This is a genomic window from Clostridium coskatii (assembly GCF_001675205.1).
Taxonomy (GTDB): domain Bacteria; phylum Bacillota; class Clostridia; order Clostridiales; family Clostridiaceae; genus Clostridium_B; species Clostridium_B ljungdahlii.
In genome coordinates this window covers 51,504-71,937 of record NZ_LROR01000034.1, presented here as the reverse complement: position 1 = coordinate 71,937, position 20,434 = coordinate 51,504, and the positions used below count along the sequence as shown (strand labels likewise).

Annotated in this window: 14 protein-coding genes; 3 read left to right on the top strand and 11 right to left on the bottom strand. The window is 31.5% G+C overall.

Annotation, left to right across the window (positions count from 1 at the left end):
- Positions 1–305: 305 nt before the first annotated feature.
- Positions 306–938: a redox-sensing transcriptional repressor Rex gene (locus CLCOS_RS04900; protein ID WP_013240329.1), complete on the bottom strand. Its 633-nt coding sequence runs from the start codon at positions 936–938 to the stop codon at positions 306–308.
- A gap of 422 nt (positions 939–1,360) precedes the next feature.
- Here CLCOS_RS04900 and CLCOS_RS04895 point away from each other — a divergent pair, with 422 nt between their 5' ends.
- A complete protein-coding gene (locus CLCOS_RS04895) occupies positions 1,361–3,274 on the top strand; it encodes an ABC-F family ATP-binding cassette domain-containing protein (protein ID WP_063600867.1) in 1,914 nt (637 codons plus the stop codon).
- Positions 3,275–3,661: 387 nt separating this feature from the next.
- Here the strand turns inward: CLCOS_RS04895 and CLCOS_RS04890 are convergent, their stop codons facing one another.
- The 7 genes from CLCOS_RS04890 to CLCOS_RS04860 all read right to left on the bottom strand — a co-directional run bounded on the left by CLCOS_RS04890 (position 3,662) and on the right by CLCOS_RS04860 (position 11,326).
- Positions 3,662–4,456 carry an ABC transporter permease subunit gene (locus CLCOS_RS04890; protein WP_063600866.1) on the bottom strand — a complete coding sequence of 265 codons (795 nt, stop codon included), beginning with the start codon at positions 4,454–4,456 and terminating at the stop codon, positions 3,662–3,664.
- A gap of 18 nt (positions 4,457–4,474) precedes the next feature.
- Positions 4,475–5,392, bottom strand: a complete 918-nt coding sequence (locus CLCOS_RS04885) for an ABC transporter ATP-binding protein (RefSeq protein WP_153042909.1) — start codon at positions 5,390–5,392, stop codon at positions 4,475–4,477.
- A 371-nt stretch (positions 5,393–5,763) separates the two neighbouring features.
- Positions 5,764–7,035 carry a dihydroorotase gene (locus tag CLCOS_RS04880; RefSeq protein ID WP_063600864.1) on the bottom strand — a complete coding sequence of 424 codons (1,272 nt, stop codon included), beginning with the start codon at positions 7,033–7,035 and terminating at the stop codon, positions 5,764–5,766.
- A gap of 522 nt (positions 7,036–7,557) precedes the next feature.
- A complete protein-coding gene (locus tag CLCOS_RS04875) occupies positions 7,558–8,499 on the bottom strand; it encodes a 3-hydroxyacyl-CoA dehydrogenase family protein (protein ID WP_063600863.1) in 942 nt (313 codons plus the stop codon).
- A gap of 36 nt (positions 8,500–8,535) precedes the next feature.
- On the bottom strand, positions 8,536–8,823 hold the full coding sequence (locus CLCOS_RS04870) for a thiamine-binding protein (RefSeq protein ID WP_013240335.1): 288 nt from the start codon (positions 8,821–8,823) through the stop codon (positions 8,536–8,538).
- Positions 8,824–8,874: 51 nt separating this feature from the next.
- Positions 8,875–9,645, bottom strand: coding sequence for a LytR/AlgR family response regulator transcription factor (locus CLCOS_RS04865; protein WP_063600862.1), 771 nt, complete (start codon positions 9,643–9,645; stop codon positions 8,875–8,877).
- The gene (locus CLCOS_RS04860) at positions 9,638–11,326 is read right to left on the bottom strand and encodes a LytS/YhcK type 5TM receptor domain-containing protein (RefSeq protein ID WP_013240337.1); all 1,689 of its coding nucleotides are present in this window, start codon (positions 11,324–11,326) and stop codon (positions 9,638–9,640) included. Before CLCOS_RS04860 ends, CLCOS_RS04865 begins: the two co-directional genes overlap by 8 nt.
- Positions 11,327–11,821: 495 nt before the next feature.
- On the opposite strand from CLCOS_RS04860, the gene CLCOS_RS04855 reads away from it, so the two are divergent.
- Entirely contained in the window at positions 11,822–13,615 is a 1,794-nt protein-coding gene (locus CLCOS_RS04855) for a carbon starvation CstA family protein (protein WP_013240338.1), read from the top strand.
- Positions 13,616–13,900: 285 nt separating this feature from the next.
- Positions 13,901–15,691: a carbon starvation CstA family protein gene (locus tag CLCOS_RS04850; RefSeq protein WP_013240339.1), complete on the top strand. Its 1,791-nt coding sequence runs from the start codon at positions 13,901–13,903 to the stop codon at positions 15,689–15,691.
- A gap of 82 nt (positions 15,692–15,773) precedes the next feature.
- Here the strand turns inward: CLCOS_RS04850 and CLCOS_RS04845 are convergent, their stop codons facing one another.
- From CLCOS_RS04845 to proC, 3 genes are read right to left on the bottom strand one after another with little or no spacing between them, the layout of a single operon-like run.
- Positions 15,774–18,695, bottom strand: coding sequence for an insulinase family protein (locus CLCOS_RS04845; RefSeq protein WP_063600861.1), 2,922 nt, complete (start codon positions 18,693–18,695; stop codon positions 15,774–15,776).
- A gap of 22 nt (positions 18,696–18,717) precedes the next feature.
- Entirely contained in the window at positions 18,718–19,572 is an 855-nt protein-coding gene (locus CLCOS_RS04840) for a patatin-like phospholipase family protein (protein WP_013240341.1), read from the bottom strand.
- A gap of 27 nt (positions 19,573–19,599) precedes the next feature.
- Positions 19,600–20,412: a pyrroline-5-carboxylate reductase gene (gene proC / locus CLCOS_RS04835; protein WP_063600860.1), complete on the bottom strand. Its 813-nt coding sequence runs from the start codon at positions 20,410–20,412 to the stop codon at positions 19,600–19,602.
- Between the last annotated feature and the right edge of the window lie 22 nt (positions 20,413–20,434).

The following is a 20,434-nucleotide window of genomic DNA, read 5'->3' as shown; positions in this document are numbered from 1 at the left end:
TTCGTTCGGTCTTCCACTCCAAGGGCGTAAATTCGGATGAAATTCACCCTACAGCATCAGTAAATACCCCCCAATAAGATACATCTGATTAAACGGCTTTTTGCCCCTTTCTCAACTCATATTTGACCTAATATAAACCTATATAATTATATCATATAATTATGAAAATTGCACAAGAAAACAATTACAATATGTTAAAAATATAAACTATATTCACAAATATTGATCATTTTTTCTAAATATTTATGATTTAAATTTATTTTCTAACAAATGAATTTTTTAGCTTAAAGAATTCATTTAAGTTTTTAATCTATGTCATTTAAAAGACATGTCAATGTTAATAAACTATCACTTAAATGAACATTTTCAATCTTTATGCCTTCTGGAGTAACCAAATCTACAGGAGCAAAATTCCAAATACCTTTAACTTTGTTTTTGACTAAAATATCACAAACCTTTTGGGCATTATTGTTAGGTACACATATAACTCCTATATCTATACTACTTTCTTTTAAGTAATCATCTAAATAATCTATATCCCTTATCTCGATATCCCTAATTCTAATACCTATAAGTTTAGGATTTATATCAAAAATAGCTTCTAACCGAAAACCTATTTTTTCAAATCTAGTATAGTTAGCTATAGCCTGACCTATATTACCTGCACCTATTATAACAGTCTTATAAGTTTTCGTAAGACCAAGTATATTGCATATTTGCCCATATAGTTCACCTACGTTATACCCATATCCCTGCTGTCCAAAGTCTCCAAAACAGTTTAAGTCCTGCCTTATTTGTGAAGCTGTGAACCCTATTTTTTCACTTAATTCCTTAGAGGATATTCTATCTACGTCATTTTTCATTAAATCCATTAAATACCTATGGTATTTTGGCAATCTCTTTATAACAGCCATTGATATATTCTTTTTTTTATCCATACTACACCTTCTTCTATATTCTTTGATTTCTCTTAAATACTTTTTTGATTTTTAGAATACCATTATTGTATCTAAATAAATTACTTTGATATATATTTAATTATCCTATTCATACAGACATAAATCAATACATTTATATGTAAATTATATTAATTATTTACATGTTTTATACAATATAGTACTCACTTTTTTAGTTACCTTTTAACATTCGTAAATAATGAGCAGTAACAACTATTATTAATTTGCCTACATTCCCAACCTTACAAATGTACTTGAAAGTTAATTAATTATGATTTCTTTTAAAAATAAATTTAAAACATCAATTACTCCATATTATAATTTTCTAATTATAATTATAACATAGGACTACAAAAAAGTTACTATACATAGTAAAATGTTAATGATTAAGGAAGGTGTTACTAATGGTTGTTTTAAGTTGCAATAATATTCATAAAAGTTATGGAATAGAAATTATACTTGAAAATATAACTTTCAACATAAATGATGGAGAAAAAGTAGGATTAATCGGTCCAAATGGAGCTGGCAAATCCACCTTATTTAACATCTTAACAGGTAAAATAAATTATGACAGTGGAAATTTATTTATAGATAAGGCTAAAACAGTAGGATATCTAACTCAACATCTATCATTGGATTCTTCAAATACTATATATGACGAGATGCTTACTGTGTTTCAGGATCTAATTAATTTAGAAAATAAGTTAAATAAATTAGAAGCCTTGATGAACGAACCTTACGATGCCAAAAATGAAGAGTATAGAAATAAATTGATAGATAAATATACCACCTGTTCAGAGCTTTATACGAACAGGGGTGGCTATACCTACAAAGCTGAAATAAACAGAGTTTTAAGTGGATTAGGTTTTCAAGAAAATGAATTTCTCGATCCTATAACTGTGCTAAGCGGTGGAAAAAAAACAAGGGTGGCACTTTGTAAACTGCTTTTATCTAAACCTGATATCATTCTTTTAGATGAACCTACTAACCACCTGGATCTAGACGCTATAGAATGGCTAGAAGAATATTTAAAATCCTATAAAGGTACTATCATAATAATATCTCATGATAGGTACTTTTTAGATGCTATAACTCAGTCAACTATGGAACTCATAAATGGTCATATAAATTTTTATAATGGAAATTATACTACTTCTTTGGAGTTAAAGCAAAAAAATTATGAAGTCCAGTTAAAAGCTTATAATATGCAGCAAATAGAAATAAAAAAGCAAGAAGAAATCATTGAAAAATATAGATCTTTTAACAGGGAAAAAAGCATAAAGGCAGCAGAAAGCAGACAAAAGATGTTAGACAAAATTGATAGACTAGCTGCTCCTGACAAAGATGAAAAAATTAAAGGTATAACATTTAAAACTCAAATAAACAGTGGAAATGATGTACTTCACGTAGAGAACTTGAGTAAAAGTTTTGATAAAAAACTATTGTTTAAAAACTTAAATTTTGATATAAAAAAAGGAGAAAAAACAGCTCTAATTGGTGAAAATGGTAGGGGAAAAACTACACTTTTTAAAATAATTCTAGGCAAATTAGAACAGGATGATGGCCTTTGCAAATTAGGTAAAAATGTGTTGGTAGGCTACTACGACCAAGAACAATCTGACTTAAATATTGAAAAAACAATTATAGACGAAGTATGGGACAGTTTTCCAAAACTCACCACTACAGAAATAAGAAATGCTCTAGCCAGCTTTTTATTTACAGGAGATGACGTATTTAAAAAAATATCTTCTTTAAGCGGTGGAGAAAAATGCAGGATAAATTTATTAAAGCTTATATTGTCTAAATCTAACTTTTTACTTTTAGATGAACCTACAAACCATCTTGACATAACATCCCGTGAGGCTTTAGAAGAAGCTTTATTAAACTACGATGGCACCGTGCTTGTAATTTCTCATGATAGGTACTTTTTAAATAAATCTGTCAATAAAATATATGAATTAAATGAGAATGGTGCAAAAGAATACTTGGGTAATTACACATATTATGTTGAAAAGAAAAAGAATCCCTTGAGATTCGAAATGGAAGAAGAACAAAGTTCAAAGACTAAAACTCAAATACAACATGATAAAAAAAAGAAAAAAGAGCTTGAAAAGTCTAAACGTGAAAAGAAATCTAAAGTTAAAAACATTGAAGAAGAGATTTCAAATTTAGAAGACCACGTACTTGAACTCCAGAAAAAACTGTGCCTAGAAGAAGTTTATTCTAATCCTGAAAAAAGCAGTGCTGTAAACAAGGAACTTTTAGATACACAAAATGAAATAGAAACTTTATATGCTGATTGGGATAAAATGTTATAAATTTATAGAGTTTCAAAATAAAAATAAACTTATACTAACCATATGCTAACAAATTTCGTTACGTTAAAAACCTTTAATAAGTCTAAAGCTCGGTATTTTGAAATCTAAAGAAGCTTAGATAAACTCGTACCTCAGACATATCTAAGCTTCTAAGATTTCCAAAATACCTCGCTAAGACTTACTAAAAAGTTTTTAAATGTGCCTTCAATTTTGTTAGCATATTTTACGTATAAGTTTATTTTTAAGTTAGAAACAGCTATAAAGTATAGCAACCAAAAAATCTTATATTAATGACTGAAAATATATGCATAATTTCATAACTGCACCATAATCAGTTTCAGTATATCATGAAACTTAAAGTACATTTAAAGAATTACAAACAGCTATTTAGATCAATTTCTCAGGAATAAATTTAGAGGAAATCCTTTTTATTAATAGATAATCAAGTACTAAAAGAACACCACCCGCAATAAGCATTACAATGTTATTGAGTAAAAGTATACCTGTCATTTGAGCTACTAATACAAGAATCACTGGAATGACAAGAAGGCCGCTTACCTGTTGTGCTTCCTGAAAGGTTTCTGATTTTGCCGATACCATAACAGTAAATGTTAGTGATAATAAATTGATTGCAGGTGAAATCCAAAGTATGATTATAAGCCATTTTATGTCTGGAAAAATAAGTCTTCCAAAATAGATAAAACCACCTATATTACATATGATGCCAAAGACTATAAATGAAATGAAAGTCACGATGTAAGATGGCACAAAAACACCTAAAATCTTAGCTCTAAGCAGTTGTTCCATGGATATTGGTGTGTAAAGCAGGGACTCCAGCGTTTTATGCTCTTTTTCTCCCACAAAACTACTGGCTCCAATAACTCCTGAACACATTATTGGAATTATGAGAAAATATGATGGAAACATAAAGTCTATACTTACTTTTATTAAAAGCTTAGCTGGAGCATATGCTGCATATTCAGGAGGCAATTTTCTTAGGAGAGGCGCCATTTTTGTAAGCATACTTGAATCATTTCCAATAAAGTTCGCACCAATAAATATTCCTAATGGTATGATTACAATCAAAATAATCGGTACAATAGTCATAGGCATAATAACCCGTTTTGAACTTATTATTTCATTTATATCTTTATAAATCAATGCTTTTTCACTTATATCCATACCCTAACCCCTCCAGACTTATAAAGTTACATCATTAGATGTGCCTTTTATATATTTAAAGTACAGTTGTTCTAGTGACCATTTCTTCTGCATGGCCTCGTAAATTTCTCCACCACTTGTCAGTATACCTTGTATCAGGGTATTTACCTCTTTGTCTCCTAAAATAGCTTTGCTATATACATCATTACCCTCATAAATAAATCCAAGTTTTTCCGAAATATTTTTTCCCCTAATTTTTAATTGAAGAGCCGCATTTTTCCTTAAAGCAAGTTCATCAAATGTGCCTAAACCAAGGATACTACCATTATTTATAAAACCATATAGTGTGCAGATATCTTCAGCATATTTTAATTGATGGGTACAAAGAAATATTGTAACCTCGTTTTCCTCTGCAAGTTCTTTTATAAGCCTTGTAACATTAAGTGCATTTTCTGGATCTAAACCAGAAGTAGGTTCATCAAGGAATAAAATCTTAGGATTATGAACTAATGCTATAGCCAGAGAAACTCTCTTTCTCATTCCCGTACTGAAAGATTTTACCTTTCTATTCTTTACATCTAATAACTCCAGCCTTTTCAATATAAAATCAGTACGTTCATTAAGCAATTTTTCACCCATTCCATGCATTTTGCCAAAAAATATTAAATTTTGCTCAGCAGTAAGGTTTTCGTAGCAGAAAGAACTTTCGGTCATAACACCACATAATCTATGAATCTCAATATTACTTTTTCCCACAGGTATCCCTAAAATTTCAGCATATCCTGACGTTGCTGAAAGAATTCCATTAAGAATTCTAACTGTAGTGGTTTTTCCTGAACCATTAGGGCCAAGAAATCCAAATATCTCGCCTTTTGGTATACTTACACTTATATTATTCAAAGCATTAAGCTGTCCATCATAAGACTTTTTAAGATTTTTTATACTTATTGCATTCACTTTTTTCACCTAACCTTTCCTTCAGTTTTTTCTTGATTGTTGTCTCATCTATACGAGTATTTGTTCCATTAGAATTATTATCATCAAATCATTTATCTACCTTATTAAAATATTCATTTCTTTCTATCGCCTCTAAATAATATTTTAGATGTTGACCTATTTCCCGTAAATGGAGTTGTAGTTGATCTTAGTTGAAAAAATCAACTTATAGGAAACATGATTTCATAATTAAAGCCCTGCTTCTTTTAATTAAGCAAGGCTCATATACATAATATTTCATTGATACTTTTTGCAACTTGACATTTATTACTTCTATTCTGAGGCATTTCACTTTTTATGTCACCTTTTCACCTTATTTCTCAGATAGCACACTATTTTTCGTCTTCATACACAATACTTCCCTTATATATTGTTCTCTTTACTTTTCCATATAACTTTTCACCTATAAAAGGAGAATTACAGGACTTAGAATAAAAGTCACTTACCACATATTCTTCCTCAGGATTAAATATTATAATATCTGCCCTATGTCCTTCTTTTATATATCCCCTATCCAATCTATACAATCTTGCAGGATTTACAGTAAACTTTTCTATAACATCCATGTAACTTAAATATCCTGGTTTAATTAATTTTGAAATTGCAAGAGAAAGTGCAGTTTCAAGGCCTATCATTCCACTTGGTGCTTTAGAAATTTTGCCTTCTTTTTCTTCCCTTGAATGAGGTGCATGGTCTGTAGCTATTATCTCAATTGTATTATCTTTCAATGCCGCGATTATAGCCTTTCTGTCACTTTCCATTCTCAAAGGTGGATTTACTTTTGCATTTGCTCCTTTTTTGAAAATTTCTTCTTCTGTTATGCTAAAATGATGTGGTGTTGCCTCTGCCGTTATATTTGCACCCATTTTTTTTGCCCATCTAACAAGTTCAACAGATAAACCAGAACTTATATGTTGAATATCAATTTTTGCTTTAGTTGATATTGCAAGTGCTACATCTCTTGCAACAAGCACATTTTCTGCTTCTTTTGGAGAGCCTTTTATATCTAATGCATCTGCTATTTTCCCTGAATTTATTCCATTTTCACTTATTAGTTCCGGATCTTCTTCGTGAAAGCTAAGAACTACATCAAGCTCTCTTGCCATGTTCATAGCCTCAACTGCTGTTTTTGAACTTATAATTGGTTTACCATCATCAGAAAATCCTACTGCTCCAGCTTCCTTTAACTTTTTCATGTCTACAATTTCTTTTCCAACCATTCCTTTTGTTATAGAAGCTACCTGAAGTACTTCAATTCTTGCCATTTTAGCCTTGTTCGATATATAGTTTAAAGTCTCAACATTGTCTACCACCGGTTTAGTATTCGCCATACATATAACCGTTGTATATCCTCCCCTTGCGGCTGTATCTGCTCCAGTAAATATATCCTCTTTATAGGTAAAACCAGGATCTCTAAAATGACTGTGTATATCTATAAAACCTGGAGCAACTATGCAAGAAGAAGCATCTATAATCTTATCTACGTTTTCTTCATTTATGTTTTTGTCAATTTTTACTACATTTTCATTATCTATTAAAATATCCATATTTTCATTTAATTTGCTCAATGGGTCAATAACATATCCGTTTTTTATAAGTATCATTCCAAATCCTCCTACTATATTCATAAGCTATTTTGCATTTATTCTACCAGAAATAAGTGTCTTTAGCTATCTATTTCATTGATAATACAAAAACTGCCGACAAAATATATTTGCCAGCAGCCTGTAATGTAGAGTTTCTAACTTAAAAATCAACTTTTTTTGAGAGAACAATTGACAATTGACAGAGGACAGTGAAGGAATATTTTTCTCCGCTGCACTACGAAAAATCTCTAATTTAAAAGAAACTCACGTTTTTTGTTTCTAAAAAGTACTTTCTGAGCAAGCAATTATCTGAAAATCACAGATTTTAGAGCCTGCTTAAGCGATGTTTTGCATTAGCAAAACAAGCTTAAAAATAAATTAGTTTTTTGACGTAAGGAGGAAAACTCACCTTCATTGTCCTCTGTCCTCTGTCAATTGTCCTCTTGAAAAAGTTATGTCGTAATTTTTCTATTTTCCTATGTTAGAAAGAAAATTATCCTTATTTGATATTTAAACTTTGTACTTTGTTATTTAAAAACTTTATTTTCCCCTAGAATCCCTCTCTAAAAAGTCTAAAAGTACTTCTGTACGTTCTTTTTGTTTCTTTTCTAAATCTTCTGGTGTCCAATTATAAAATCCTTGTCCACTCTTACTTCCCAAATTTCCGGCTTCAACTTTATCCTGCATTAACTTAGAAGGTTTCGTATAATTACACAAATCTTTAAATAAATATGAAGATATATTGTTAAATATGTCCAATCCTCCCAAATCTGCACTACATAATGGACCTGTAACAGGTAATCTTCTTCCATGGCCATATTCCATAGCTTTGTCTACCTCTTCTGGTTTTGCCCATCCTTGCTCTACTATATACAAAGCTTCTCTAAGAAGTGCAAGTTGAAGCCTATTCCCTATAAAACCCAAACACTCCTTTTCCATGCGAACAGCTTTTTTACCTATAAATTCAACCCAGTTCATGATTATTTTCATTGTATCCTGTGATGTTTTTTCTCCTGGTACTACTTCTACCAATGGAATCAGCTGTGGTGGATTCCAAAAGTGGGCAATTGCCACTCTTTCAGGGTACTTTGTATTCTTAGCTATAGCTGTTGGACTAAGTCCTGAAGTATTACTAGTTAAAACTACATCTGGTGAACAAATTTCATCCAACTGCCTAAAGATACCCTGTTTTAGCTCTAAGTTTTCAGCTAATGCCTCTATTACAAAATCAGCATCTTTAGCAGCTTCTTGAATTGTTTTAACACCCTTTATTTTACTTAAAATTTCTTCACATTTTTCATCTGACAATTTTCCTGCAGCCTTTAAACTATTTAAGCTAGATTTTATATTATTAAATCCTCTTTCCAAGCTTGCATTAGATCTGCCATACATAACTACATTTAATCCTGCTTTTGCAGAAAGTAATGCTATGCCATGTCCCATAGTTCCAGTTCCTAAAACTGCTATGTTCTTTATATTCATTATTTTTCATCCCTTCTTAACTATAGCAATTGCTGACTATCTATACTTTCCAATTTTCTCTTTCATTGTTACTCCTGTTGGCTTATAATCTATTTTTACTACAGATGCAACTCTCTCTGCACCTGCTTCTGTACATATACTTTGAGCCTTTTCTACTATTTTCAGAAGTTCACTCAATTCACCTTCCATAGTAGTTTCCATAGGTCCTACTTCATACTTTACCCCAGTAGAAGCTATATACTCTATAACTTTATCAACAACACCATACAAATCCTTATCCTTCACTACAGGTAATACTTGAAGACTTACATTTACTACTGCCATAACACATTTCTCCTTTTCATAATTTGATTTTTTACTTAGAAATTTTATAGTTCATATCTTAAGCAATTCTCTCAATTTTTTTACTTTACTTCTGCTTATAGGAATTTCTGATTTTTCTTCATCATCCATAACCAGCTTGTAAGTTCCATTAAACCAAGAATATAATTCTTTTATATTATCCATGTTTACCAGGTAGCTCCTGTGACACCTAAAAAAATTAGTTTTCTCTTCTATCTGATAAAGAGTTGTCCCAACCAGATATCTGTCACTTTTAGTTTTAACATAGGTTTTATCATCTTCTATATAGCAATAATAGATATCCTTTACATTTACTAATATTATCTTCCCTTGCCTCTCACAAGGAATTCTTTTTACCAAATTACTCTCTTTGTCTATTTTACTTACTATTTCATTTAATATATCAGGTATCTTTTCATTTTCTGAACTTTTTTCACGCCATTTGCTAATTAATCTTCTTATAGTAACAGCTATTCTCTTTTCATCAAAAGGTTTAAGTACATAATCAAGGGCATATATTTCAAAAGCCTGAACTGCATATTGTTCATAAGCAGTAACAAATATTATATCTATTGACTTATCAAATTTTTTAATAACTTTTGCCAACTCAATACCATTTTTTAAAGGCATATTTATATCTAAAAATACAGCATTTGGCTTTTTATTTTTTATAAGATCTAGTCCACTTTTACCATCATATGCAATTCCTTCTACATATAAATCCTCATATTTTGATATTATATAATTCAATTCCTCCGCAGCAGGAATCTCATCTTCTACAATAACACATCTCAGTTTATCCATTTACTGATGAAACCTCCTTCATTGATATGAGGAAACTAATTTTAGTTCCATTATTTAAAGAAGTTTTTATGCTTAGCCCATGGTCTTCCCCATATAATAGTTTTAATCTTTCATTTACATTCTTCAATCCTATTCCAGGCCATTTAGTTAAAATTTCATTTAATCTTTCATTGCTCATACCTACCCCAGTATCTTCTACTGAAAATAATATGTCTTTATCCTTAAAAGATGCCTTAAGATATACACTGCCACCTTCAGGTTTGGGCAGTATTCCATGTTTTATAGCATTTTCTACAATAGGCTGTAATATGAATGCAGGAACCTTCGCTGTCATCATTTTATCTGGTATATCAATAATTAACTTCAGCCTATTTCCAAATCTAGCTTCTTCAATAGAAATGTATGATTTAGTAAATTCTAATTCATCTTTTAAATAGGCAAAATCCTCTTCTCTCTTTAAAGTTTGTCTAAAATAATTTGATAAATCTATAATAAGTTCCCTAGCTTTAGAAGGGTTTGTCCTACAAAATGATGATATGGTGTTTAAAGCATTAAACAAAAAATGAGGTTGTATCTGCGATCTTAGTGCTTTAAATTCTGCTATGGATGCTTCTTCTGCCAATTTATTTAGTTTATATAATTCTATCTGGTTAGAGAGTAAATCGCTTAGTTCTTGTACAAATTGTATAAAATAATTGTTAATATTTTTTTTTGACTTCAATCCAAGCCCCAGCACTCCTTGAAAACCAGAGTTTGGTATATTAAATGGTGCACATACAAAAAACATCTGTCCTTCATTTATGATTTTATAAACAGGAAACTTATCACACTTATATATACTTTCTCTTAATTTTATCTTATTTATGTTTTTAACAGAACAAGTCAAAATATCACTTTTATCCCCTATAAGTATTCCATCAATATTTGCTACTTCATATATTATTTTTGATATATTTTTAGCTGTTTCCTCTCCAAGTCCTTTTCTCATATATTTTACAGTTCTCTTTGCAATGTTTAAAGCCTTTTGGGCTTCTATAGCCCCAACTTTATTATATTCTTCCTTAACACTTTTTATTATACTTATAAAAATAACAGTACCTAATGAATTTATAAGTATCATTGGGACAGCTATAATTTTTACTAATATAAGTGCACTTATAAGAGGTCTTGCAAATATTAAAATTATTATCATTTGAAAACACTCCGCAACTATGGCAGCAAAAAATGCGTGCTTTACATTAAGGCTTTCATCCTTGGAATATTTTCTTGCAATACCCCCTATAAGCCCCTCTACTATAGTTGCAATAGTACAGGCAACAGCCGTAAACCCACCTAAAGCATACCTATGGACTCCTGAAATCAATCCTACTATAACTCCAATTAAAGGTCCTCCAATATATCCAGACACTATGGCTGCAATAGGCCTTGTATTAGCTATAGCATCATGCATTCCCAGATACCCCAAAGCCATAGTTTCTGAACTAATATTATTAGCTGGTTCTACATTTACACCCGTATAATTACTTAAAATACCTAATGTACTAAAAAATATTACAAGTAAAATTTTATCTACAGTTCCCAGCTCATCTTTAATTAATTGTTTTAAAACACTAGAATGATTGTACATATATGCAGATAATGCAATTAAGGCCATGTTCTGAAGCAATTTAAGATAAATCAAAGTATATCACTCCTCGTATAATTATCTATGAGAACTAGCAGAAACCAACTATTTGAACTTTTATCCGATGACTACCTGCTCTAATACTCCCACGCACACAGCAAAAGCGACTATCACCAAATCAAAGATTTGGGATATCTGCTTTTCTCTAAGTGTGAGTAAAGAGCAGCTACGTCCCTGGATAACGATTTCTAAGCATCAGATGGAGTCAAAACTCCATCTGATGTCAAGAACTCTGTTTATGCCTAAAAAATATAATAGCACCCCTTATATTATAATAACAAAATTTAGTTGCTTTGTTAACCTTATTATATAAATACCCCTTACCGATTACCGTCTATTTTCGACTATTTATCATCCTTTTTTACCATTTTAGAGTGCATTAGTATGAAAACGAATAAATTCGGACTATTATCAATATGTAATAACGTTAACATTGTTATTTATTAATCAAGCACTTTTAATTTATCAAAAATTTTACAAGGAGGTACTTATATGAACTCTATAGTACTAGTAATTATAGGAGCTTTAGTTTTAGTTATAGGCTACAGACTTTATGGATCATTTTTAGCTGCAAAAGTCCTAGTTCTAGACGAAACAAGAGAAGTTCCCGCTAAAAAATTTGAGGATGGACATGACTATTTGCCTACAAACAAATGGATGCTTTTAGGTCAGCACTTTGCAGCCATTGCCGGTGCTGGACCACTTATAGGACCAGTTTTAGCAGCACAATTTGGATATCTTCCAGGTACACTTTGGATTTTAATAGGTGGTGTACTAGCTGGAGGTGTTCACGATATGGTTATATTGTTTGCTTCAGTTAGACAAGATGGTCAATCAATAGCCGAAATTGCAAGAAAAAATTTAGGCGAAAGAATGGGTTATATTACATCAATTTCTGTCATTTTTATACTAATAATTACTATGGCGGGCCTTGGGCTTCCAATAGTAAACTCTCTTGCCAGTAGTCCATGGGGAACTTTTACCGTAGGTTTTACTATTCCGGTCTCAATATTCATAGGTATTTATCTTAAATTTATAAGACCAGGTAAAATAGGTGAAGGTACTATAATTGGTATGGCACTTATATTATTAGGAGTTATTTTAGGACCAACTATCCAAAGTTCAGCACTTGCTCCATATTTAACTTTTAATGTAAAGCAAATGTCACTTATACTTGCTATATATGGTTTCTGTGCAGCTGTTCTTCCTGTATGGCTCTTACTTATTCCAAGAGGTTACCTAAGCACTTACATGAAAATTGGAGTTATGGTGGCACTTGTAGTAGGTATTGTACTTGTAAGACCAGAACTTCAAATGCCTGCTCTTACTAAATTTGTAAATGGTGGAGGACCTATAGTTCCAGGTAAAGTATTTCCATTTATATTTATAACTATAGCCTGTGGTGCTCTATCTGGTTTCCATTCATTGATAAGTACTGGTACAACCCCTAAGCTTATTGCCAATGAAAAGGACATTTTAGCTGTTGGTTATGGATCAATGATTATAGAATCTTTCATAGCTTTAATGGCATTAATTGCTGCAACTTGCCTTCCAACTGCTGATTACTTTGCTATAAATTCAACACCAGCTTTATTTGCAAAACTAGGTATGGTTCCAAAAGAACTCCCTATGCTGCAGCAGTTAGTAGGAGAAAACTTAGTAGGAAGAACTGGCGGTTCAGTATCATTAGCTGTTGGTATGTCTTATGTATTCTATAAAATTCCTGGACTTAAGGGATTGATGTCTTACTGGTATCATTTCTGCATAATGTTTGAAGCATTATTTATACTTACTACTATAGACTCAGGTACTAGAATAGGAAGATATTTATTTCAGGATTTATTCGGGAAATTCTGTAAGCCTCTTGCCAAACAAGACTCCTGGTTTAACATAATATTCTTCAGTTTGCTTATGTCTTTCTGTTGGGGATACTTACTGTGTACAGGTAATATATCTACAATATGGCCTCTATTTGGTGTGGCAAATCAAAGTTTGTCAGCTATAGCCTTTGCAATAGGTACTTCAGTACTTATAAGAATGGGCAAGAGAAAGTATATACCTATTACAATAATCCCTATGGCATTTATAAGTGTAGCTACTTTAACTGCATCAGTTGAAAATATAACAGGAAACTATATTCCAAATCATAAAACTGCACTTACAGTTTTATCTATAATTCTCATAGCTATAGTAATAATTATACTTTATGAAAGCATAAGACACTGGATTAAAGATTTAAAATCCGGAGATTATGATAATCCTCAAGAAGAAAAAATAGTTGGATAAAGTTTATCCTTAAAAGTTTTATTCACAGTGTGTATGAAAATATATTCACACTGTGAATTTTTTTATAAATTTTTCACACTGTAAAATTCAATTATGCTATTCAACTTATTGTAAATACCATTCACATGTTATTTTTGGCCATTCGCATCCGTTTTTTTGCACTTTGGAATATTTGGGTATGAAAATCAATAAATTCAGACTATTATAAATATGTAATAAAATTCATATAATTAATTATTAATGAATCATTCATAATTATTAATAAATTAAAAAGGAGGTTTTTATATGAATTCTATAGTACTAGTAATTATAGGGGCTCTTGTATTAGTCGCGGGCTACAGAATATACGGATCATTTGTAGCGGCAAAAGTTCTAGCATTAGATGAAACAAGAGAGGTTCCGTCTAAAAAGTTCGAAGATGGACATGATTATGTACCAACTAACAAATGGATACTTCTTGGCCATCATTTTGCTGCAATTGCAGGTGCTGGGCCACTCATAGGACCAGTTTTGGCAGCACAATTCGGATATCTTCCAGGTACACTTTGGATTTTAATAGGTGGTGTACTAGGCGGTGCCGTTCACGACATGGTTATCTTATTTGCTTCAGTTAGACAAGACGGACAATCTATTGCCGAAATTGCCAGGAAAAATCTTGGTGAACGAATGGGTTACATTACATCAATTTCAGTTATATTCATACTCATAATAACAATGGCAGGTCTTGGACTTCCTATAGTAAACTCTCTTAACAACAGTCCATGGGGAACGTTTACAGTTGGCTTTACTATCCCAGTGGCACTTTTTATAGGTATTTATCTTAAATTCTTAAGACCAGGTAAAATAGCTGAAGGTACAATTATTGGTATGGTACTTATATTACTTGGAGTTATTTTAGGACCAACTGTTCAGCATTCAGCCTTAGCACCATATCTTACTTTCAATGTAAAACAAATGTCACTTATACTTGCAGCTTATGGTTTTTGTGCAGCTGTACTTCCTGTATGGCTTTTGTTACTGCCAAGAGATTATTTAAGTACTTATATGAAACTTGGAGTTATGCTTGTCCTTGCAATAGGCATTATATTTGTAAGACCAGAACTTCAGATGCCTGCTATCACTAAATTTGTAAATGGCGGAGGTCCTATAGTTTCAGGTAAAGTATTCCCATTTGTATTTATAACCATTGCCTGTGGTGCTCTATCAGGTTTCCATTCATTAATAGGTTCTGGTACTACACCTAAACTTATTTCAAATGAAAGGGATATACTTCCTATAGGTTTCGGTTCTATGCTTCTAGAATCCTTTATAGCTTTAATGGCATTAATTGCTGCAACTTGTCTTCCAACAGCTGATTACTTTGCTATAAATTCAGCACCAGCTGTATTTGCAAAACTAGGTATGATTCCAAAAGAACTTCCTATGCTGCAGCAGCTAGTAGGAGAAAACTTGGCAGGAAGAACTGGTGGATCTGTATCTCTCGCAGTTGGTATGTCCTACGTATTCTATCAGATTCCTGGACTTAAAGGATTGATGTCTTACTGGTATCATTTCTGTATAATGTTTGAAGCATTATTTATACTTACAACTATAGACTCAGGTACTAGAATAGGTAGATACTTACTTCAAGATTTAATCGGTAAGTTCTGCAAGCCTCTTGCAAAAAAAGATTCTTGGTTTAACATAATATTCTTTAGTTTGCTTATGTCTGTATGTTGGGGTTATCTATTGTATACAGGTAATATATCCACTATCTGGCCTCTATTTGGTGTAGCAAACCAAAGCTTAGCAGCTATAGCCTTTGCAATAGGTACTTCAGTACTTATAAGAATGGGCAAAAAGAAATACATGCCAATTACAGTAATACCAATGGCATTTATAAGTGTGGCAACCTTAACAGCTTCAATTGAAAATATGACTGGCAACTACATTCCACATGGTAACACTACACTTACAGTATTATCTCTAATCGTTATGGCCATATTGATAGTCATACTTTACGAAAGTATCAGACACTGGGTTATAGATTTAAAATCAGGAAAGTACAACAATACACCTGAAAATAGCGCAGTTTAATAAAATGCTCTACATAGTTATCCACAATGTGAATAACTATGTAGAGTTTATTTTTCGTTTAGAAACTCTACAATGGATTTAACTATTCAAACAAACTAACCATATTATTAAAGATATCTTTATTTTCTTTTATTTTTTGTTCATTTCCAAGTACACATACATTATTTTTATTCATTACACTGGAAATAAGTTCTGCAAATCCTGCTATGTCCTCAGGCTTAGTGCTTAGTATTTCTTCTCTTTCCTTTTGTAGGTCATCATAACTTATGTGTCTTATATAGTTCTCAGCAGCACGTTCTCCCTTCATAGAAGGTGACAGTGGAAAATCCAAATCTGATATAGTACCTATTATATATTTGGTCATCTGTCTGCTGTCTGCCTTAAAGTTCGCAAAGAACTTACTTGCATTATCATATACCTCAACAGTATGTTTCAAATTCGGATCTCTATAGGATGTAAAAAACATGTTTCCATTTCTCTGAAAAGATGCAAAGCTTCCGTAAGCTCCTCCTTGAACTCTTACCTGATTCCATAAATATTCATAATTAGCTATGGATCTCAATACCTGAAGACTTCCACTATAAGAGTATCCAAGATCTATATAGTTATAAGCTTTAGCTACATATTGAACTTTAGATGACGTCATAAGTCCTTCATTTTTAGGCTTCAAATCAAAATTATACTCTACTTTACATATCTCATTATCTTTTAATTCATGAAATAAATCCTTAGAAGCACTTTTAAAATTACCATAATCTTTCTCACCACAAGTTATATTTACAGTCAAGTTATTTTTATTAAATATATTATTTGAAACTTCCTCTAATTTTTTGCTTATTTCCTCTGACTTACTATCAAAATTCTTTTCTAAATCTGATATAAATTTATAAAACTCTAAACCACTGAGCATATCTTCATATTTACTTATAGGTGAAAAATAAGATGAAACATGATTTGCAGCTACTACATGGCCTCTTTCAAAAATAGCCATCTCTATTCTAGATTTAGTTTCCTGAATTATTTCTCTCAATCTCTTCTTTTCTTCAAATTTTGTATGATTTATTACATCATTCAATATTGAAATTAACTTTGGTAAATTATCCACAAGAACCTTTGATCTTACTACAAACTTAGGATAAAATTTGTGGCTATTTCCATTTTCTCCAAAAGATTGAGCAGAATAACCTATTCCACCTGTATATATATTTATTTCTTTGGCCAATTCTTCATAATAACAATTTTCAGTGCTGACTTTTCCAAGTACCGCACTTAAAAGTGATATATATGGAATAAGTTCTTCCTTTACTGTATTACTATCAAAATAAAGGTTTAAATAATAAATTCCATTGGTAAATGTCGGATAAAATAGTACTTTTACTTTATCCTCTTCCTTTTCTTCAAGTTTCAATCTCTTGGCCTTTGGATCTATATCTGATATGGACAAAAGTGGTATTTTCATCAAATCTTCCTTGCTGTCTCCACTTTCCTGTCTCTTTTTCAATTTTTGAGTATCTTGTATTATCTTTTCTAATTCACTGTCTGAAAGTTTCTTTTTAAAATTACCTAGCTTTTCCTTTAGTGCTTTTTCCTTCTTTTCTTCAAGACCCTTTTCAGGTTTGACTATTACCATAGACTTATGGTTGTTTTTTAAAATATATTTATCTATAAGTTTTTCAAAATAATTGTTGTCTAATTCAGATTTTATCTTATCCAATACTTTCTCATAATTTAGGTGAATCCATGGTTTTTCACCATACAACCAGCTATCCATAGACTTCATTCCATATATTAGTCCCTTAGGATATCCCCTATAATCTGCTTCTCTAAGCTGAAATTCCTTTATATTCAAAGAGGCTTCTACAAGCTTTTTATCGATACCCTTATTAACCATATCCTTTAAAGTAGTTTCAACTACCTGCTTAAATTTATCTTTTTCACTTTCATTAGAATTTTTACATACTATTCCAAGCATAGGCTGAAGCATACTTGGTTCAAATACTCCAAATACATCCTTTCCTATATTGGCATCGATTAGTGCCTTTTTTAAAGGTGAAGATGGAGTTTCTAAAAGTAAATGCTCCAGTATGTCAAAAGCTAGGTACAACTCACTGTCCACAGCTTTTCCCACCGAATAATTCATACTTAAAAATGTTTTATCTTCTTCTCTTTCACTACTTGAAATAGGATATTTAATTGTCATCTGTCTCTCACTACTAAAAGCAGCCTGATTTAATATAGTAGAATCTACATTTTTTCTAGTAAAGTTACTTAAATACTCTTCATGTAAAAATTTCAGTTTTTCCATAATGTCCATGTTACCATACAAATATATATAACTATTTGATGGATGATAATACTTATTATGAAATTCTACAAACTGCTGTTGGGTTAGTTCCGGTATCACATCCGGATCTCCTCCAGATTCTACTCCATATTGAGTATCTGGATAGAGAGATTCCATCATTTTTCTAAGAAGTATGGACTCTGGCGATGAAAAGGCACCTTTCATTTCATTGTATACTACACCTTTATAAGTTAAGTCTTGGTCTTTGCTGTCAAGTTCATAATGCCACCCTTCCTGCATCATGATTTCTGAATACTTGTATATATTAGGATAAAAAACTGCATCCAAATATACGTCCATAAGATTTACAAAATCCTTGTCATTAACACTCGCTACAGGATACATTGTTTTATCTGGAAATGTCATCGCATTTAAAAAAGTATTGAGAGAACCCTTTACTAGTTCTACAAAAGGTTCTTTTACAGGAAATTTTCTTGAACCACACAATACAGAATGTTCAAGTATATGTGGAACACCTCTGCTGTCATCCGGTGGCGTCCTAAAGCTTATTGAGAATACTTTATTGTCATCTTCATTTTTTAGGAAAAATAATCTAGCACCACTTTTTTCATGTTCAAAAAGCATTCCCTCAGAATTTATCTCATCTAATCTTTCCTTCCCTAGTAATTTAAAGCCATTGTATGTTTTTCCTAAATCCATATCAATTCTCCCTTCCTATTATTTACCCCACAATCCATTTCTCTAATTTATCATAACACTGTGAAGCTTCTTTATACCCTTGATTATATAGTTCAGTGAGTTTATTTTTATCTTTTTCTATTCTCCTAACTTTAAGCTGCTCTTTAGGCCTTATCACAAATACCTTTCCTTCTCTTTCAAGTTGTTCTATATAGCTTAAAGTATTGTTGTATTTTTTATGTCTGTCTACCATTGCATTCACTAACCCTTTATAATTATAGTATATTTTGTTCGCTAAAAATTTCATCCTAAAAGGCTTTTTTACATAATCTTTATTTCTAGTTAAGATAATTACATTTTTATTATTCCCATCTTTTATAGATTTTTTTATAGGTATGGGATCTGAGATTCCTCCATCTAATAAATTCATCCCCCTAAATTTTACTATAGAAGCCATAAAGGGTAAGCTGCTAGAAGCTCTTATCACATTAAATATTTCTTCATCTAAACATTGATTTTTATCAAAATATACAGGTTCACCTTTATCGCAGTCTGTAGTTGTTATTATAAATTTTTCATTTGCATTATAGAAAGATTTTTTATCAAATATCTCTAGTTTATTTGGTATTTCATCAAATATAAAATCTACTCCAAAAAGTCCCTTTTTAAATATCAAATTTCTGCAGCTCAAATATCTGGAATCATTCACATAGTTTATGTTTATCTTTTTGTTTCTTCCCTTTTGTCTTGAAATGTATGAACATGCATTACAAGCTCCCATGGATACTCCTATAACATAAGGGAAATACAAATTTTTCTCCATAAAAAAGTCTAATACTCCAGCAGTGTATAATCCTCTCATACCTCCGCCTTCTAAAACTAATCCTATACCTTCCATATGTTCTGCACCTTTCTTACTATAAGATCAAACACGCTTTGACATTTCAATTGATTTTTCTGTACATTTTTTCACAGCTTCAATAACCATTCCCCTAAAGTTATTTTTTTCAAGTGAATAAACTGCATCTATAGTTGTACCTGCTGGAGAACATACATTATCCTTGAGTATTCCCGGATGCTGTCCTGTCTCAAGTACCATCTTTGCTGCACCTAAAACTGACTGTGCTGCAAATTCATAGGCCATTTTTCTTGTCATTCCACTTAAAACTGCACCATCTGCCAGTGCTTCTATAAACATATATACATAGGCACCTGAAGATCCACTTACACCTACAACTGCATCCATAAGTTTTTCATCTACTATTTCCGCTTTTCCTAAGCTTTTAAAAATATCCAGCGTAAAACTTAAATCTTCTTCTTTAACTACATCATTAACACATACTGCAGTCATACTCTCACCTACTTGAGCAGAGGTATTTGGCATGGTTCTTATTATAGGTAATTTCTTTTCGAACCATCCTTCTACAGATTTAATATCTACACCTGCAGCCATAGTAACAATAACTACATCTTTTTTTATTTCATCTTTTATTTCTTCTATAACTTTCTTATATACGTTTGGTTTTACACTCAAAAAAAGCAAATCTGAAAATCTAGCCACTTCATCATTGCTTTTAGCTGTCAAAATTCCGTATTTCTCTTCAGTAGATTTAAGTTTTTCATAAGATCTATTACTTGCCATTATATTTTTACTGTTAATTAATCCTGACTTTACTATTCCGCCAATTATAGCTTGAGCCATGTTTCCACATCCGATAAATCCAATATTTTTGTTCATCTTCATACCTCTTTCCTATAAA

Coding starts and splice junctions, on each gene's coding strand:
- CLCOS_RS04840 (WP_013240341.1), bottom strand. CDS start 19,572: ATGGAAGGTATAGGATTAGTTTTAGAAGGCGGAGGTATGAGAGGATTA.
- CLCOS_RS04890 (WP_063600866.1), bottom strand. CDS start 4,456: ATGGATATAAGTGAAAAAGCATTGATTTATAAAGATATAAATGAAATA.
- CLCOS_RS04855 (WP_013240338.1), top strand. CDS start 11,822: ATGAACTCTATAGTACTAGTAATTATAGGAGCTTTAGTTTTAGTTATA.
- CLCOS_RS04900 (WP_013240329.1), bottom strand. CDS start 938: ATGGATAAAAAAAAGAATATATCAATGGCTGTTATAAAGAGATTGCCA.
- CLCOS_RS04880 (WP_063600864.1), bottom strand. CDS start 7,035: ATGATACTTATAAAAAACGGATATGTTATTGACCCATTGAGCAAATTA.
- proC (WP_063600860.1), bottom strand. CDS start 20,412: ATGAACAAAAATATTGGATTTATCGGATGTGGAAACATGGCTCAAGCT.
- CLCOS_RS04850 (WP_013240339.1), top strand. CDS start 13,901: ATGAATTCTATAGTACTAGTAATTATAGGGGCTCTTGTATTAGTCGCG.
- CLCOS_RS04875 (WP_063600863.1), bottom strand. CDS start 8,499: ATGAATATAAAGAACATAGCAGTTTTAGGAACTGGAACTATGGGACAT.
- CLCOS_RS04870 (WP_013240335.1), bottom strand. CDS start 8,823: ATGGCAGTAGTAAATGTAAGTCTTCAAGTATTACCTGTAGTGAAGGAT.
- CLCOS_RS04865 (WP_063600862.1), bottom strand. CDS start 9,645: ATGGATAAACTGAGATGTGTTATTGTAGAAGATGAGATTCCTGCTGCG.
- CLCOS_RS04845 (WP_063600861.1), bottom strand. CDS start 18,695: ATGGATTTAGGAAAAACATACAATGGCTTTAAATTACTAGGGAAGGAA.
- CLCOS_RS04895 (WP_063600867.1), top strand. CDS start 1,361: ATGGTTGTTTTAAGTTGCAATAATATTCATAAAAGTTATGGAATAGAA.